At 58.2% G+C, this 16730-nt stretch carries 1 protein-coding gene; it reads right to left on the bottom strand.

The window, feature by feature from the left end; genetic code table 11:
* Window positions 1-75: 75 nt before the first annotated feature.
* Entirely contained in the window at window positions 76-16512 is a 16437-nt protein-coding gene (locus tag HBO41_RS28565; RefSeq protein WP_169988652.1) for a LapA family giant adhesin, read from the bottom strand.
* Window positions 16513-16730: the final 218 nt, after the last annotated feature.

The following is a 16730-nucleotide window of genomic DNA, read 5'->3' as shown; positions in this document are numbered from 1 at the left end:
CAACCGGCCGCCAGGGCCAGCGACGTATCGCCCAAGCAAATCGACCGCCCTTGCGGGCGGCCGATAAATCACAGCTTAGGAGGTGTGGTCGATCTTGATGGTCGGGTCGGCGCCTGTGATCAGCGAGTTGATGCTGGTGTGCGACCAATCGTTGCCTTCCAGCTTGATGGTCACATCGGCATTGGCCAGGCCGCCGGCGGCGTTGAGCTTGCCTTCACTGCTGATTTGCAGGGTCGACACACCTTCTACCGTGGTGATCTTGAGGTAGTTGTCGATGGTGCTGTCCGTCTCACCTTTCAACAGATCCTTGAGATCGATCCGGTCACCTTCCGAGGCCTTGAAGTCCTTGATCACGTCGTTGCCGAAGTCGCCCGCCTTCCAGACGAAGGTGTCGGCACCCGAGCCGCCGATCAGGATGTCGTTGCCCGGCCCACCGATCAGGGTGTCGTTACCGGTGCCACCCAACAGGATGTCATTGCCTTTGCCGCCGTCCAGCAGGTCGTTGCCGCCCTGGCCGAACAGGATGTCATCACCTGCGCCGCCCAACAGCGTGTCGTTGCCGTCCTTGGCGCCGGAGACGTCGAAGTCCGCGTAGTGCTCGGTGACGTACTGGTGCACGTTCGAGGTGGTTACCGCGGAGACGGCCACACCGGTTTTCTGTGCCACAAAGGCCTGCAGTGCGTTGTAGCCCTCACCGGTAATCCCGCTGAAGCTCACCAGGTCGCCGAAGAGGATGTCGTTGCCGTCGCCACCGCTGATGGTGTCGGCGCCTGGCAGCGTGGCTTCGGTGTGGCCGAGGATCGCGTTGGCCAGGTCCTTCGGATCGATGTTGCTTTGCGGCTTGCCATCGGTGTCGTAAGGCTTGAGGTCGTTGAGGCTGACGTCGCCGTTGATACCGATCGCTTCCACTTGCGACAACCCACCCAGCAGGGCAAAGGCGCTTTTGGCATTGCTCAGCGTCGCCGAGTTAGTGCTGTTGCCCGTGCCGTCCAGGTTAGACAACTCAAAGGTACCGTCACCTTGGGCATGTACGGTGCCCAGGTCGGTGACGACCCATCGCCAGCCATTGTAGATCTGCAGCTGAGCGGCACCCGAATTGTCGATGGACAAATAGTGCGTATTGTCGATGTAGGTGGAGAACGTTGTGCCAGGCGTGTAGTTGGCAGTCGTGACCACGTTGTCGAACTTGACGGTGCCGTACAGCGTCGGGTTGGTCTGCTCGCCGCTCTGGTAGTACGTCGGCTGGCCGTCGGTGATGAAGTAAGTCAGGTTCGTGGCGCCGGTGTTGCTGGTGGCCAGGCCGCTCTGGAAGAAGTTGGCCGTGGTCTTGAACACGTCTTCGTAGTTGGTGCCGCCACCGGACTTCATCGAGTCCAGCACCGTACTGAGCAAGGTCAGCGCGTTTGGATCGTTGAGGTTGATCGCAACCGACTTGTTCACCTGGGTATCGAAGTCCGCCACAAAGATGTTCACGGTGCCGGAGGTGTTGGCGCCCAGGCTGTCTTTGAGCGACTTGAACACTGAGGTCAGCGAAGCCTTCGCCGCGTTGATCGAGTCGACGCTCATACTGCCGGAACTGTCGACCATGAACGCGATGTTGTAGTTCTTGCCTTGCACCACGTTCAGGCCGCCGATATCGGCCACGACGATGTCATTGCCGTCAGTGCCGACAATGTTGTCGCTGCCCGAAGTACCCGTCACCGAGTTGTAGGTTGCCGGGTACACGGTGACTGGCAATTGCGCCGTGGTAGACGCCGAACCGCCGAGGCTTTCGGTGGAGGTCGACGTCACGGTCAGGTTGAACTGGCCGCTGTAATAGGTCGGTGGCTTGATGGACAGGGTGTTCAGGTCCCAGCCCGTGACGTTCACTTCGCCCACGCCTTTGGTCGCAGTGAAGGTGTGCCCGGACGCGTCGGTGAGGACCGAGCCTGCCGGTACGCCGCTGATCTTCACGCTCAGGGTTTCCGAACCGTCGGTATCAGTCAGCGCGGTGGTTACCTTGGACAGCTTCACAGTGCCGTTTTCCTGGGCTTCGTTAAGCTTGTAGCCCACGTAATAACCGTCACCGTTGCTGCCATGCAGGTCGGACACGGTCACGCCGGCGTTGGTCAGGTCAGTGATGCCGGTGTACAGCGGCACGGTGCCGGTGCTCAAGTTCTGCGTCGCCCCGCCGTTGATCGACAGATTGACGTCAAAGCTGCCAGGCCCCGATTGGTTGGCTTGGTAGATCTCGAGGCTGTAGTAACCGCTGACCGTTGGCGTAAACGAGCCGCTGAATTTGCCGCTGTTGGTCGCCCATAGCCCGCTGGCAATGTCTTTACCGCCAACGTTGACCACCACACTGTCATCGGCGACGCCGCTGAAGGTGTAGCTCTTGCCAGCTTCCATGTAGATCAGGCCGGAGATCTTGGAGCCAGAGCCGGCGTTGACATTGTCGACTGACTCGACATTGGTGACGACACTGGTGTTGTTCGGCGTACCTGCGTTGTCGATGGCTTTTTTCAGTACGTCTGGTGCCGCGCCGTTCCCGTTGGTGCCGAGGCCGGCAATGCTGTTCCAGCCCTGTTTGATCAGACCGGTCGAGGCGACATTGTTATCGGCCACGTTCAGCGTAGGTGCATCGGCCACGGGTGTGATATCGACTTTCACCGTGGCGCTGTTGCCCAGGTCCTTGCCGTCGGTAGGCTGGAACTTGAACTGCGCATAATCAGCCTGCTTGTTGCCAATGCCGGTGCCGCCATAACCGTCGGCGCCGGACTCGTTGGCGTTAGGCATAAAGCGCAACTGGCCGCCGTCGATCTGGGCCTTGGTGAAGGTCTGGTTGGCAGTCACGTTGGTCCAGGTGGTGCCATCCGTTGCCAGGTATTGCAGCTTGCCGGCCACCGGCAGGTCGGTGATTTTCACGCCCAGGCTGGCTTGTGGCGAATCCACATCGGTCACGCCGAAGTTGGCCCAGGTCAGCGCCAGCGGCGTGTCTTCGGTGCCGGTCACGGCGCTGCCGGTGGCGACTGGCGGATCGTTGACTGCCACCACGTTAACGGTGGTGGTGGCAACGTTGGAATAGTTGCCGCCATCGGTCACGGTCACGGTGATGGTCCGCGGCGTGGTGCTTGGGTCGTGACTGTTGTTGGTGAACGTGATGTTCTGGATACGCTGCATGTAATCAGCCAGCGTCGCGCTGCCCGACAACGTCAGGGTGATGGTGCCCGTCTGGTTGTTGGTGCTGACGATGATGCCATTGACGCTGTTGCCCAGGTTCAGTGCATCACCGGCCTGTGCGTTGGTCAGGGTGACCGTCGCACCGGTCAGCATCGTGCTGTCCGGATCGGTGATCTTGATATCGGTGTCGGCAATCGACACACCCGGCCCGGCGGTGCCTTCGGTGAACGTGGTTCTGTAGTCGGCACCGGTCGCGCCGCTGGAGTTGTTGGCGTCCAGGTCGATGACCGGCGGCGCATCGTTATCGATGATATTGGTGCTGACGCTGCCGTTGCCGACCACCAGGTTCTCGAAGTTGCCGCCGGTGGTCTTGTCGATAGTGATGACAATCTGTTCGGTCGGCTCGGTGATCCTGTCGTCGATCGTGGCGATGTTAAACGGCACGCTGCTGGCACCCGCCGGGATCTTCACGGTGTACACGCCGTTGAAGTCCGAACCGTCGGTGGCGGTGCCGCTGTACTTGAGCGTCACGGTCACATCGGTTTGCGCCGGGTTGCTCAGGGTCAGCGTGTAATGCGCAGTACCGCCTTCCGTCACCGAGGCGTCGCCGGTGATGCTGATGGTGGTGTTGTTGACCACATCCGTCACTTTGGTGGTGACGGTGCTGCCGTCGACGATCAGGTGTTCGTACTTGTCGCCGCCGCTGACTACGCCGGTAATCTTGTTGTTCACATCGTTGGCGCCGACATACGCGTCGTTAGGCGCAACAGCCGTGGTGGTGCTGCTGGACTTGCCGTTGCCGATGGTAATGGTCGAGCCGTTATCCAGCCTTACCACCAAGTCGGAACCGACGTTGGTCACTGCCGCGCCGTTCTTGTCGACCAGCGATGCGGTGTAGGTAATCTGACCGCCTTCAGCGACCGAGCCGGTGGCTTTGAGTACCACGGTCACATCATCGATGGTGTCGTTGATGGTGGTGGTCGCGCCGCCCGGAGTGATGGTCACGCCTTCGAAGTTACCGCCGGTAGTGCCGGTGATCTTGACGGTTTGGGTGCTCTTGTCGATGAACACGTCATCGCCAGGCGCGGCAACGGTCACAGAGCCTACGGTCGCACCTTGCTTGATGGTGATGCTCGAACCGTTATCCAGCGTGACTACCATGTCGGTGCCAGCCTTGTTGCTCAAGGTGGCGGTGTAGGTGATGGTGCCGCCTTCGTTGACGGCACTTGGTGCGGTCAGCGTGACGCTGGTGAGATCGGTGGTGCCTGGGGTATCCGTCACTGTGGTGTTAACAGGCGTAGTGCCTGGCACCAGATTCTCGAAGTGCGCGCCGCCGGTCACGTTAGTGATGGCGGTGGTAACGGTTTGGTCGCCTTTGTACACGTCGTTGGGTGCTACGACGGTGACGGTGCCGCTGGACTGGTTCACACCGATGGTGATGGTTTTGCCGTTGTCCAGGGTCACGGTCAGCGGGCTGGTGATGTTAGTCACTGCCGCGCCGTTTTTATCCACAAGGCTGGCGGTGTAGATGATGTTGCCGCCTTCGCCGACGGTGGTGGTGGCGGTGAGGACTACATCAACCTTGTCGATGGTGTCGTTGATCGTGGTGGTCGCACCGTTACCAGCAACTTCCAGTTTCTCGAAGTTGCCGCCAGCAGTGTCGGTGATCTTGACCGTCTGGGTGCTCTTGTCGATGAACACGTCATCGCTTGGCGCAGGGACGGTTACGGTGCCGACGGTGTCACCCGCTTTGATGGTGATGGTCGAGCCGTTATCCAACTTCAGCGTGACGTCAGTGCCCGCTTTATTGGAGAGCGTAGCGGTGTAGGTGATCTGACCACCTTCGTTCACTTCAGACGGAGCCGTCAGTGTCACAGTGGTGGTGTTATCGGTACCCGGAGTATCGGTGACGGTGGTGCTAACCGGCGTGGTGCCTGGCACCAGATTCTCGAAGTGCGCGCCGCCGGTCACGTTGGTGATGGCGGTAGTGACAGTCTGGTCGCCCTTGTACACGTCATCTGGAGCTACAACGGTCACGCTGCCGTTCGACTGGTTCACACCGATGGTAATGGTCTGGCCATTGTCCAAAGTCACGGTCAGCGGGTTGGTGATGTTGGTCACTGCCGCGCCGTTTTTATCCACAAGGCTGGCGGTGTAGACGATGTTGCCGCCTTCACCGACGGTGGTGGTGGCGGTCAGAACCACATCCACTTTGTCGATGGTGTCGTTGATGGTGGTGGTTGCGCCGTTACCTGCAACTTCCAGTTTTTCGAAGTTGCCGCCAGCAGTGTCGGTGATCTTCACCGTCTGGGTGCTCTTGTCGATGAACACGTCATCGCTAGGCGCAGGGACGGTCACGGTGCCGACGGTGTCGCCCGCTTTGATGGTGATGGTCGAGCCGTTATCCAACTTCAGCGTGACGTCAGTACCCGCTTTGTTGCTCAAGGTTGCCGTGTAAGTGATCTGGCCACCTTCGTTGACGGCACTTGGCGCGGTCAGCGTGACGGTCGTGGTGTCTGCAGTGCCAGGTGTGTCCGTGACGGTGGTATTCACCGGCGTTGTGCCCGGCACCAGGTTTTCGAAGTGCTCGCCTCCAGTTACACCCTTAATTGCGGTGGTAACGGTCTGGTCGCCTTTGTATACGTCGTTAGGCGCAACAGTGGTGACGGTGCCGCTGGACTGGTTCACACCGATGGTGATGGTTTTGCCGTTGTCCAGGGTGACGGTCAGCGGGCTGGTGATGTTGGTCACCAGCGCGCCGTTTTTATCCACAAGGCTGGCGGTGTAGACGATGTTGCCGCCTTCGCCAACGGTGGTGGTGGCGGTGAGGACCACATCGACTTTGTCGATGGTGTCGTTGATCGTGGTGGTTGCGCCGTTACCTGCAACTTCCAGTTTTTCGAAGTTGCCGCCAGCAGTGTCAGTGATCTTGACGGTCTGGGTGCTCTTATCGATGAACACGTCATCGCTAGGCGCAGGGACGGTCACGGTGCCGACGGTGTCGCCAGCCTTGATGGTGATGGTCGAGCCGTTATCCAACTTCAGCGTGACGTCAGTACCCGCTTTATTGGAGAGCGTCGCGGTGTAGGTGATCTGACCACCTTCGTTGACGGCACTTGGCGCGGTCAACGTGACGGTCGTGGTGTCCGCAGTGCCAGGTGTGTCCGTGACGGTGGTGTTCACCGGCGTTGTGCCCGGCACCAGGTTTTCGAAGTGCTCGCCGCCAGTTACACCCTTAATTGCGGTGGTAACGGTCTGGTCGCCTTTGTATACGTCGTTAGGTGCAACAGTGGTGACGGTACCGCTGGACTGATTCACACCGATGGTGATGGTTTTGCCGTTGTCCAGGGTGACGGTCAGCGGGCTGGTGATGTTGGTCACCGGATTGCCCGACTTGTCGACCAGCGACGCGGTGTAAACGATGTTGCCGCCTTCACCAACGGTGGTAGTGGCGGTCAGGACCACATCGACTTTGTCGATGGTGTCGTTGATCGTGGTGGTCGCACCGTTACCAGCCACTTCCAGTTTCTCGAAGTTGCCGCCAGCGGTGTCGGTGATCTTGACGGTCTGGGTGCTCTTATCGATGAACACGTCATCGCTAGGCGCAGGGACGGTCACGGTGCCGACGGTGTCGCCCGCTTTGATGGTGATGGTCGAGCCGTTATCCAGTTTCAGGGTTACGTCAGTGCCAGCCTTGTTGCTCAAGGTCGCGGTGTACGTAATTTGACCGCCTTCATTGACTGCGCTTGGCGCGGTCAGCGTGACAGTAGTTGTGTTATCAGTACCCGGAGTGTCGGTGACAGTGGTGCTAACCGGCGTGGTGCCTGGAACCAGATTTTCGAAGTGCTCGCCACCGGTGACGCCTTTAATAGCGGTAGTGACAGTCTGGTCGCCCTTGTACACGTCATCTGGAGCTACAACGGTCACGCTGCCGTTCGACTGATTAACGCCGATGGTGATGGTCTGGCCATTATCGAGAGTGACGGTTAACGGGTTGGTGATGTTAGTCACCGGCGCGCCGTTTTTATCCACAAGGCTGGCGGTATAGACGATGTTGCCGCCTTCACCAACGGTAGTGGTGGCAGTCAGAACTACATCCACTTTGTCGATGGTGTCGTTTATCGTGGTGGTTGCGCCGTTACCTGCAACTTCCAGTTTCTCGAAGTTGCCGCCAGCAGTGTCGGTGATCTTGACGGTTTGGGTGCTCTTGTCGATGAACACGTCATCGCTAGGCGCAGGGACGGTTACGGTGCCGACGGTGTCACCAGCTTTGATGGTGATGGTCGAGCCGTTATCCAGTTTCAGGGTTACGTCAGTACCGGCCTTGTTGCTCAAGGTCGCGGTGTACGTAATCTGACCACCTTCATTGACTGCGCTTGGCGCGGTCAGCGTGACGGTCGTGGTGTCCGCAGTGCCAGGTGTATCCGTGACGGTGGTATTCACCGGCGTTGTGCCCGGCACCAGGTTTTCGAAGTGCTCGCCGCCAGTTACACCCTTAATTGCGGTGGTAACGGTCTGGTCGCCTTTGTATACGTCGTTAGGCGCAACAGTGGTGACGGTACCGCTGGACTGATTCACACCGATGGTGATGGTTTTGCCGTTGTCCAGGGTGACGGTCAGCGGGCTGGTGATGTTGGTCACCGGATTGCCCGACTTGTCGACCAGCGACGCGGTGTAAACGATGTTGCCGCCTTCACCAACGGTGGTAGTGGCGGTCAGGACCACATCGACTTTGTCGATGGTGTCGTTGATCGTGGTGGTCGCACCGTTACCAGCAACTTCCAGTTTCTCGAAGTTGCCGCCAGCGGTGTCGGTGATCTTGACGGTCTGGGTGCTCTTATCGATGAACACGTCATCGCTAGGCGCAGGGACGGTCACGGTGCCGACGGTGTCGCCCGCTTTGATGGTGATGGTCGAGCCGTTATCCAGTTTCAGGGTTACGTCAGTGCCAGCCTTGTTGCTCAAGGTCGCGGTGTACGTAATTTGACCGCCTTCATTGACTGCGCTTGGCGCGGTCAGCGTGACAGTAGTTGTGTTATCAGTACCCGGAGTGTCGGTGACAGTGGTGCTAACCGGCGTGGTGCCTGGCACCAGATTTTCGAAGTGCTCGCCACCGGTGACGCCTTTAATAGCGGTAGTGACAGTCTGGTCGCCCTTGTACACGTCATCTGGAGCTACAACGGTCACGCTGCCGTTCGACTGATTAACGCCGATGGTGATGGTCTGGCCATTATCGAGAGTGACGGTTAACGGGTTGGTGATGTTAGTCACCGGCGCGCCGTTTTTATCCACAAGGCTGGCGGTATAGACGATGTTGCCGCCTTCACCAACGGTAGTGGTGGCAGTCAGAACTACATCCACTTTGTCGATGGTGTCGTTTATCGTGGTGGTTGCGCCGTTACCTGCAACTTCCAGTTTCTCGAAGTTGCCGCCAGCAGTGTCGGTGATCTTGACGGTTTGGGTGCTCTTGTCGATGAACACGTCATCGCTAGGCGCAGGGACGGTTACGGAGCCAACGGTGTCGCCCGCTTTGATGGTGATAGTCGAGCCGTTATCCAACTTCAGGGTTACGTCAGTACCGGCCTTGTTGCTCAAGGTCGCGGTGTACGTAATCTGACCACCTTCATTGACTGCGCTTGGCGCGGTCAACGTGACGGTAGTGGTGTTATCAGTACCCGGAGTATCGGTGACAGTGGTGCTGACAGGCGTAGTACCTGGCACCAGGTTTTCGAAGTGCTCACCGCCAGTCACGTTAGTAATAGCGGTAGTGACGGTCTGGTCGCCCTTGTAAACGTCATCCGGAGCGACAACGGTCACGCTGCCATTCGACTGATTAACGCCGATGGTAATGGTTTGGCCATTGTCCAACGTCACGGTCAGCGGACTGGTGATGTTGGTCACTGCCGCGCCGTTTTTATCCACAAGGCTGGCGGTGTAGACGATGTTGCCGCCTTCGCCGACGGTGGTGGTGGCGGTCAGAACGACATCGACTTTGTCGATGGTGTCGTTAATGGTGGTGGTTGCGCCGTCGCCTGCGACTTCCAGTTTTTCGAAGTTGCCGCCAGTGGTGTCAGTGATCTTGACCGTCTGGGTGCTCTTATCGATGAACACGTCATCGCCAGGCGCCGCAACAGTCACGGAGCCAACGGTATCGCCAGCCTTGATGGTGATAGTCGAACCGTTATCCAACTTCAGCGTTACATCAGTACCCGCTTTATTGGAAAGCGTAGCGGTATACGTAATCTGACCGCCTTCGTTGACGGCACTTGGCGCGGTCAGCGTGACAGTAGTGGTGTTATCAGTACCCGGAGTGTCGGTGACGGTAGTGCTGACCGGCGTAGTACCTGGAACCAGATTTTCGAAGTGCTCACCGCCGGCCACATTAGTGATAGCGGTAGTGACGGTCTGGTCGCCCTTGTACACGTCATCTGGAGCTACAACAGTGACGTTGCCGCTGGACTGATTAACGCCGATGGTGATGGTCTGGCCATTATCGAGAGTGACGGTCAACGGGTTGGTGATGTTAGTCACCGGCGCGCCGTTTTTATCCACAAGGCTGGCGGTGTAGACGATGTTGCCGCCTTCGCCAACGGTGGTTGTTGCGGTCAGCACCACATCGACTTTGTCGATGGTGTCGTTGATCGTGGTGGTTGCGCCGTTACCTGCAACTTCCAGTTTCTCGAAGTTACCGCCAGCAGTGTCAGTGATCTTGACGGTTTGAGTGCTCTTATCGATGAACACGTCATCGCTAGGCGCAGGGACGGTTACGGAGCCAACGGTGTCGCCAGCTTTGATGGTGATGGAAGAGCCGTTATCGAGTTTAAGGGTTACGTCAGTACCGGCCTTGTTGCTCAAGGTCGCGGTGTACGTAATCTGACCACCTTCATTGACTGCGCTTGGCGCGGTCAACGTGACGGTAGTGGTGTTATCAGTACCCGGAGTGTCGGTGACGGTAGTGCTAACCGGCGTGGTGCCTGGCACCAGATTCTCGAAGTGCGCGCCGCCGGTCACGTTGGTGATGGCGGTAGTGACAGTCTGGTCGCCCTTGTACACGTCATCTGGAGCTACAACGGTGACGCTGCCATTCGACTGATTAACGCCGATGGTAATGGTCTGGCCATTATCCAGGGTCACGGTCAACGGATTGGTGATGTTGGTCACTGCCGCGCCGTTTTTATCCACAAGGCTGGCGGTGTAAACGATATTGCCGCCTTCACCAACGGTGGTGGTGGCGGTCAACACGACATCCACCTTATCGATAGTGTCGTTGATAGTCGTGGTCGCGCCGTCGCCCGCCACTTCCAGCTTCTCGAAGTTGCCGCCAGCGGTGTCAGTGATCTTGACGGTCTGAGTGCTCTTATCGATGAATACGTCATCGCTTGGCGCAGGGACAGTCACGGTGCCGACGGTGTCGCCAGCCTTGATAGTGATGGTCGAGCCGTTATCCAACTTCAGCGTGACGTCAGTGCCCGCTTTATTGGAGAGCGTAGCGGTGTAGGTGATCTGACCACCCTCGTTCACTGCAGAGGGAGCCGTCAGCGTGACGGTTGTGGTGTTATCAGTACCCGGAGTGTCGGTGACGGTAGTGCTGACCGGCGTAGTACCTGGAACCAGATTTTCGAAGTGCTCACCGCCGGCCACATTAGTGATAGCGGTAGTGACGGTCTGGTCGCCCTTGTACACGTCATCTGGAGCTACAACAGTGACGTTGCCGCTGGACTGATTAACGCCGATGGTGATGGTCTGGCCGTTATCGAGAGTGACGGTCAACGGGTTGGTGATGTTAGTCACCGGCGCGCCGTTTTTATCCACAAGGCTGGCGGTGTAGACGATGTTGCCGCCTTCGCCAACGGTGGTTGTTGCGGTCAGCACCACATCGACTTTGTCGATGGTGTCGTTGATCGTGGTGGTTGCGCCGTTACCTGCAACTTCCAGTTTCTCGAAGTTACCGCCAGCAGTGTCAGTGATCTTGACGGTCTGGGTGCTCTTGTCGATGAACACGTCATCGCTAGGCGCAGGGACGGTTACGGTGCCGACGGTGTCACCAGCTTTGATGGTGATGGTCGAGCCGTTATCGAGTTTCAGGGTTACGTCAGTACCGGCCTTGTTGCTCAAGGTGGCGGTGTACGTAATCTGACCACCTTCATTGACTGCGCTTGGCGCGGTCAACGTGACGGTAGTGGTGTTATCAGTACCCGGAGTATCGGTGACGGTGGTGCTAACAGGCGTAGTGCCTGGCACCAGATTCTCGAAGTGCGCGCCGCCGGTCACGTTGGTGATGGCGGTAGTGACAGTCTGGTCGCCCTTGTACACGTCATCTGGAGCTACAACGGTCACGTTGCCATTCGACTGATTCACACCGATGGTGATGGTCTGGCCATTATCGAGAGTGACGGTCAACGGGTTGGTGATGTTAGTCACCGGCGCGCCGTTTTTATCCACAAGGCTGGCGGTGTAGACGATATTGCCGCCTTCGCCGACTGTGGTGGTTGCGGTCAGCACCACATCCACTTTGTCGATGGTGTCGTTGATAGTCGTGGTCGCGCCGTCGCCCGCCACTTCCAGCTTCTCGAAGTTGCCGCCAGCGGTGTCAGTGATCTTGACGGTCTGAGTGCTCTTATCGATGAATACGTCATCGCTTGGCGCAGGGACAGTCACGGTGCCGACGGTGTCGCCAGCCTTGATAGTGATGGTCGAGCCGTTATCCAACTTCAGCGTGACGTCAGTGCCCGCTTTATTGGAGAGCGTAGCGGTGTAGGTGATCTGACCACCCTCGTTCACTGCAGAGGGAGCCGTCAGCGTGACGGTTGTGGTGTTATCGGTACCCGGAGTGTCGGTGACGGTAGTGTTGACCGGCGTGGTACCTGGCACCAAGTTTTCGAAGTGCTCACCGCCGGTCACATTAGTGATAGCGGTTGTGACGGTCTGGTCGCCCTTGTACACGTCATCCGGAGCTACAACTGTGACGTTGCCGCTGGACTGATTCACGCCGATGGTGATGGTCTGGCCATTATCCAAAGTCACGGTCAGCGGGTTGGTGATGTTGGTCACTGCCGCGCCGTTTTTATCCACAAGGCTGGCGGTGTAAACGATGTTGCCGCCTTCACCGACGGTGGTGGTGGCGGTCAGAACCACATCGACCTTGTCGATGGTGTCGTTAATGGTCGTAGTTGCACCATCACCAGCCACTTCCAACTTTTCGAAGTTACCGCCAGTGGTGTCGGTGATCTTGACGGTCTGAGTGCTCTTGTCGATGAACACGTCATCGCCTGGCGCTGCAACAGTCACGGAGCCAACGGTATCGCCAGCTTTGATGGTGATAGACGAACCGTTATCCAACTTCAGCGTTACGTCAGTGCCTGCTTTATTGGAAAGCGTAGCGGTGTACGTAATCTGACCGCCTTCGTTGACGTCGCTTGGCGCGGTCAGTGTCACGGTGGTGGTGTTATCAGTGCCCGGAGTATCGGTGACAGTGGTGCTAACCGGCGTAGTACCCGGCACCAGATTCTCGAAGTGCTCACCGCCAGTCACATTAGTGATAGCAGTAGTGACGGTCTGGTCGCCCTTGTACACATCATCTGGAGCTACAACGGTCACGCTGCCGTTCGACTGGTTCACACCGATGGTGATGGTCTGGCCGTTATCCAAGGTCACGGTCAGCGGGTTGGTGATGTTGGTCACTGCCGCGCCGTTTTTATCCACAAGGCTGGCGGTGTAGACGATGTTGCCGCCTTCGCCGACGGTGGTGGTGGCGGTCAGAACCACATCGACCTTGTCGATGGTGTCGTTGATCGTGGTGGTTGCGCCGTCGCCTGCAACTTCCAGCTTCTCGAAGTTACCGCCAGTGGTGTCAGTGATCTTGACCGTCTGAGTGCTCTTATCGATGAACACGTCATCGCTTGGTGCCGCAACAGTCACGGAGCCAACGGTGTCACCAGCTTTGATGGTGATAGATGAACCGTTATCCAACTTCAGCGTTACGTCAGTACCGGCCTTGTTGCTCAAGGTGGCGGTGTAGGTGATTTGACCACCTTCATTGACTTCACTTGGCGCGGTTAACGTGACGGTGGTGGTGTTATCGGTACCCGGAGTGTCGGTGACGGTGGTGCTGACCGGTGTGGTACCGGGCACCAAATTTTCGAAGTGCTCGCCGCCAGTCACATTAGTAATAGCGGTAGTGACGGTCTGGTCGCCCTTGTACACGTCATCCGGAGCTACAACTGTGGCGTTGCCGCTGGACTGGTTCACACCGATGGTAATGGTCTGGCCATTATCCAAGGTCACGGTCAGCGGGTTGGTGATGTTAGTCACCGCATTACCCGACTTGTCGACCAGCGACGCGGTGTAAACGATGTTGCCGCCTTCACCAACGGTGGTGGTGGCGGTCAACACGACATCCACCTTATCGATAGTGTCGTTGATGGTCGTAGTTGCACCATCACCAGCCACTTCCAGCTTCTCGAAGTTGCCGCCAGCAGTGTCAGTGATCTTGACCGTCTGGGTGCTCTTATCGATGAACACGTCATCGCCAGGCGCCGCAACAGTCACGGAGCCAACGGTGTCGCCAGCCTTGATGGTGATAGTCGAACCGTTATCCAACTTCAGCGTTACATCAGTACCCGCTTTATTGGAAAGCGTAGCGGTATAGGTGATCTGACCACCCTCGTTCACTGCAGAGGGCGCCGTCAGCGTCACGGTAGTGGTGTTGTCGGTGTCCGGAGTGTCGGTGACAGTAGTGCTAACCGGCGTAGTACCTGGCACCAGGTTTTCGAAGTGCTCACCGCCAGTCACGTTAGTGATAGCGGTAGTAACGGTCTGGTCGCCCTTGTACACGTCATCTGGAGCTACAACGGTCACGCTGCCGTTCGATTGGTTCACACCGATGGTAATGGTCTGGCCATTGTCCAGAGTCACGGTCAACGGATTGGTGATGTTAGTCACCGCATTACCCGACTTGTCGACCAGCGACGCGGTGTAAACGATGTTGCCGCCTTCACCAACGGTGGTGGTGGCGGTCAGAACCACATCGACCTTGTCGATGGTGTCGTTAATGGTGGTGGTTGCGCCGTCGCCTGCGACTTCCAACTTCTCGAAGTTGCCGCCAGCGGTGTCAGTGATCTTGACGGTCTGAGTGCTCTTATCGATGAACACGTCATCGCCAGGCGCCGCAACAGTCACGGAGCCAACGGTATCGCCAGCCTTGATGGTGATGGTCGAGCCGTTATCCAACTTCAGCGTTACATCAGTGCCCGCTTTATTGGAAAGCGTAGCGGTGTACGTAATCTGACCACCTTCGTTCGCCTCGGACGGAGCCGTCAAGGTGACCGTCGTGGTGTCAATCGAGTCGGTAATCGTGGTGACCGCAGGCGTAGTGTTCGGCACCAGGTTTTCAAAGTTGCCGCCGGTCGCGCCAGTAATGGTGGTGCTCACCGTACTGCCATTCACGTAAACGTCGTTCGGTGGAGTGTCGACCACCACACTGCCGACAGATTCGCCAGCTTTGATAGTGATCACCGAGCCATCGCTCAAGGTGACAGTTACCGGGGTTTGCGCCGGGTTGGTCAGGGTGGCGGTGTAGGTAATCTGCCCACCTTCGGTAACGGTATTGGTAGCCGTCAGCGAAACAGTGGTGGTGTCGATCGAATCGGTGATCGTGGTGACCGCAGGCGTAGTGCTCGGTACCAGGTTTTCAAAGTTGCCGCCGGTTGCCCCGGTGATGGTGGTGCTGACGGTCGAACCGTTGTTGTAAACGTCGTTCGCCGGGGTATCCACGACGACGGTGCCAACCGACTCCCCAGCCTTGATGGTAATCACCGAGCCATTGCTCAAGGTGACAGTCACCGGCGTCTGCGCCGGGTTGGTCACGGTGGCGGTGTAGGTAATCTGGCCGCCTTCAGTCACGGTACTGCCCGCCGTCAGTGTGACGGTGGTGGTATCGATCGAATCAGTAATCGTAGTAACCGCAGGCGTCGTGCTCGGTACCAGATTTTCAAAGTTGCCGCCGGTCGCACCAGTAATAGTGGTGCTGACAGTCGAACCATTGTTGTAGACATCGTTCGCCGGAGTGTCCACGACGACGGTGCCAACCGACTCCCCAGCCTTGATCGTGATCACCGAGCCATTGCTCAAGGTGACAGTCACCGGCGTCTGCGCCGGATTGGTCAGGGTAGCGGTGTAAGTGATCTGACCGCCTTCGGTCACGGTGTTACCCGCCGTCAGCGTGACGGTGGTGGTGTCGATCGAATCAGTGATCGTAGTAACCGCAGGCGTAGTGCTCGGCACCAGGTTTTCGAAGTTGCCGCCGGTCGCACCGGTAATAGTAGTGCTGACAGTCGAGCCATTGTTGTAAACGTCGTTCGCCGGAGTATCGGCAACAACAGTGCCAACCGACTCCCCAGCCTTGATCGTGATCACCGAGCCATTGCTCAAGGTGACAGTCACCGGGGTTTGCGCCGGGTTGGTCAGGGTGGCGGTATAGGTAATCTGACCGCCTTCAGTCACGGTATTGCCCGCCGTCAACGTGACGGTGGTGGTGTCGATGGTGTCGGTAATCTGCGTAACGGCCGGGTTCGGGTCAATCGTCAGCACCAGGTTGTTGCCGCCGGTGGTGCCGGTGACGTTCACGTTGATCTGGCTTGGGTCGATGTACGGGCTGTCATTCGGTGCCAGCGGCACGTTAACGGTGCCGGTCAGTTGGCCGGCGGTGATGGTGATCACGGCACCGTTGGACAGGGTGATGCTCAGGTCATTGATCGGCGGCTGCGTGACGGTGGCGGTGTAGGTCAGCACACCACCAGCTTCAGTGATGGTCGGCGTTGCGCTCAGCGTCAGGGTCGACGTCTGCAAGACCAGGTTGCCATTGCCACCGGCGCCCTGGGCGCCCGTGAGTTGGGTCGTTGTTGCGGCGCCCTGGCCCAGTGGGCCGGTCGGGAACCCGATCGTCGGGTCGACACGGCCAGCCGTCGCGTCCAGTACAACAAAGCTGTGGCCCCCGCCCGCAGCACCATTACCGGCAGCCGTCGCGCCGGCGGCGGTAGCATCCAGGTCGGTGGTCGGGTCGGCGCCCGCAACGATGGCTTGCTGCAGTTCAGCAACCGACGGCGCGGCGTTCTCGGCGGCAGCGGCCAAATCGAGGCTGGAGTCCGGCAGGTCGGCGCTCCACTGGGTTTCACGGCCCAGGTCCAGGGTGCGGCCGTCGGCCAACTCAAGGCTCACAGCGCCGGACATGCCGGTGTCGATCTGGTCGCCTGCGAACAGACGGTCACCTTCTACTAAAACACGACGCGTCCCTTCCGGAGAAATAACGAAAACTTGACCAACAATGCTTTTGACGATGGCAACTACACTGCTCATTAAAGATTTCTCCGGCGATCCGTTACTGATGAATTCCATGTGGCCGCTCGCGGGGGGGGGGGGAGGGCCAAACAGGAGGGGTGTAGTATAAGTAGTTACTGGCGTCAAATAATTGGCTAGATTTATTCGTTATCTAGTTTATGCCAAAGTATTGACCTTATGGTCGCCATCCTAAACAATTGGCCCCGTAATGTCACATTGATATTTATGCGGCGAAC

Origin of the sequence: Pseudomonas sp. WS 5146 (assembly GCF_012985495.1) — a bacterium.
Taxonomy (GTDB): domain Bacteria; phylum Pseudomonadota; class Gammaproteobacteria; order Pseudomonadales; family Pseudomonadaceae; genus Aquipseudomonas; species Aquipseudomonas edaphica.
Note: the sequence above shows the minus strand (reverse complement) of the source record. Positions and strands in the feature narration are given on the sequence as shown.

What these genes read in the sequence shown, in the direction of transcription:
- HBO41_RS28565 (WP_169988652.1), bottom strand. Translation starts at nt 16,512, where the DNA reads ATGAGCAGTGTAGTTGCCATCGTCAAAAGCATTGTTGGTCAAGTTTTC.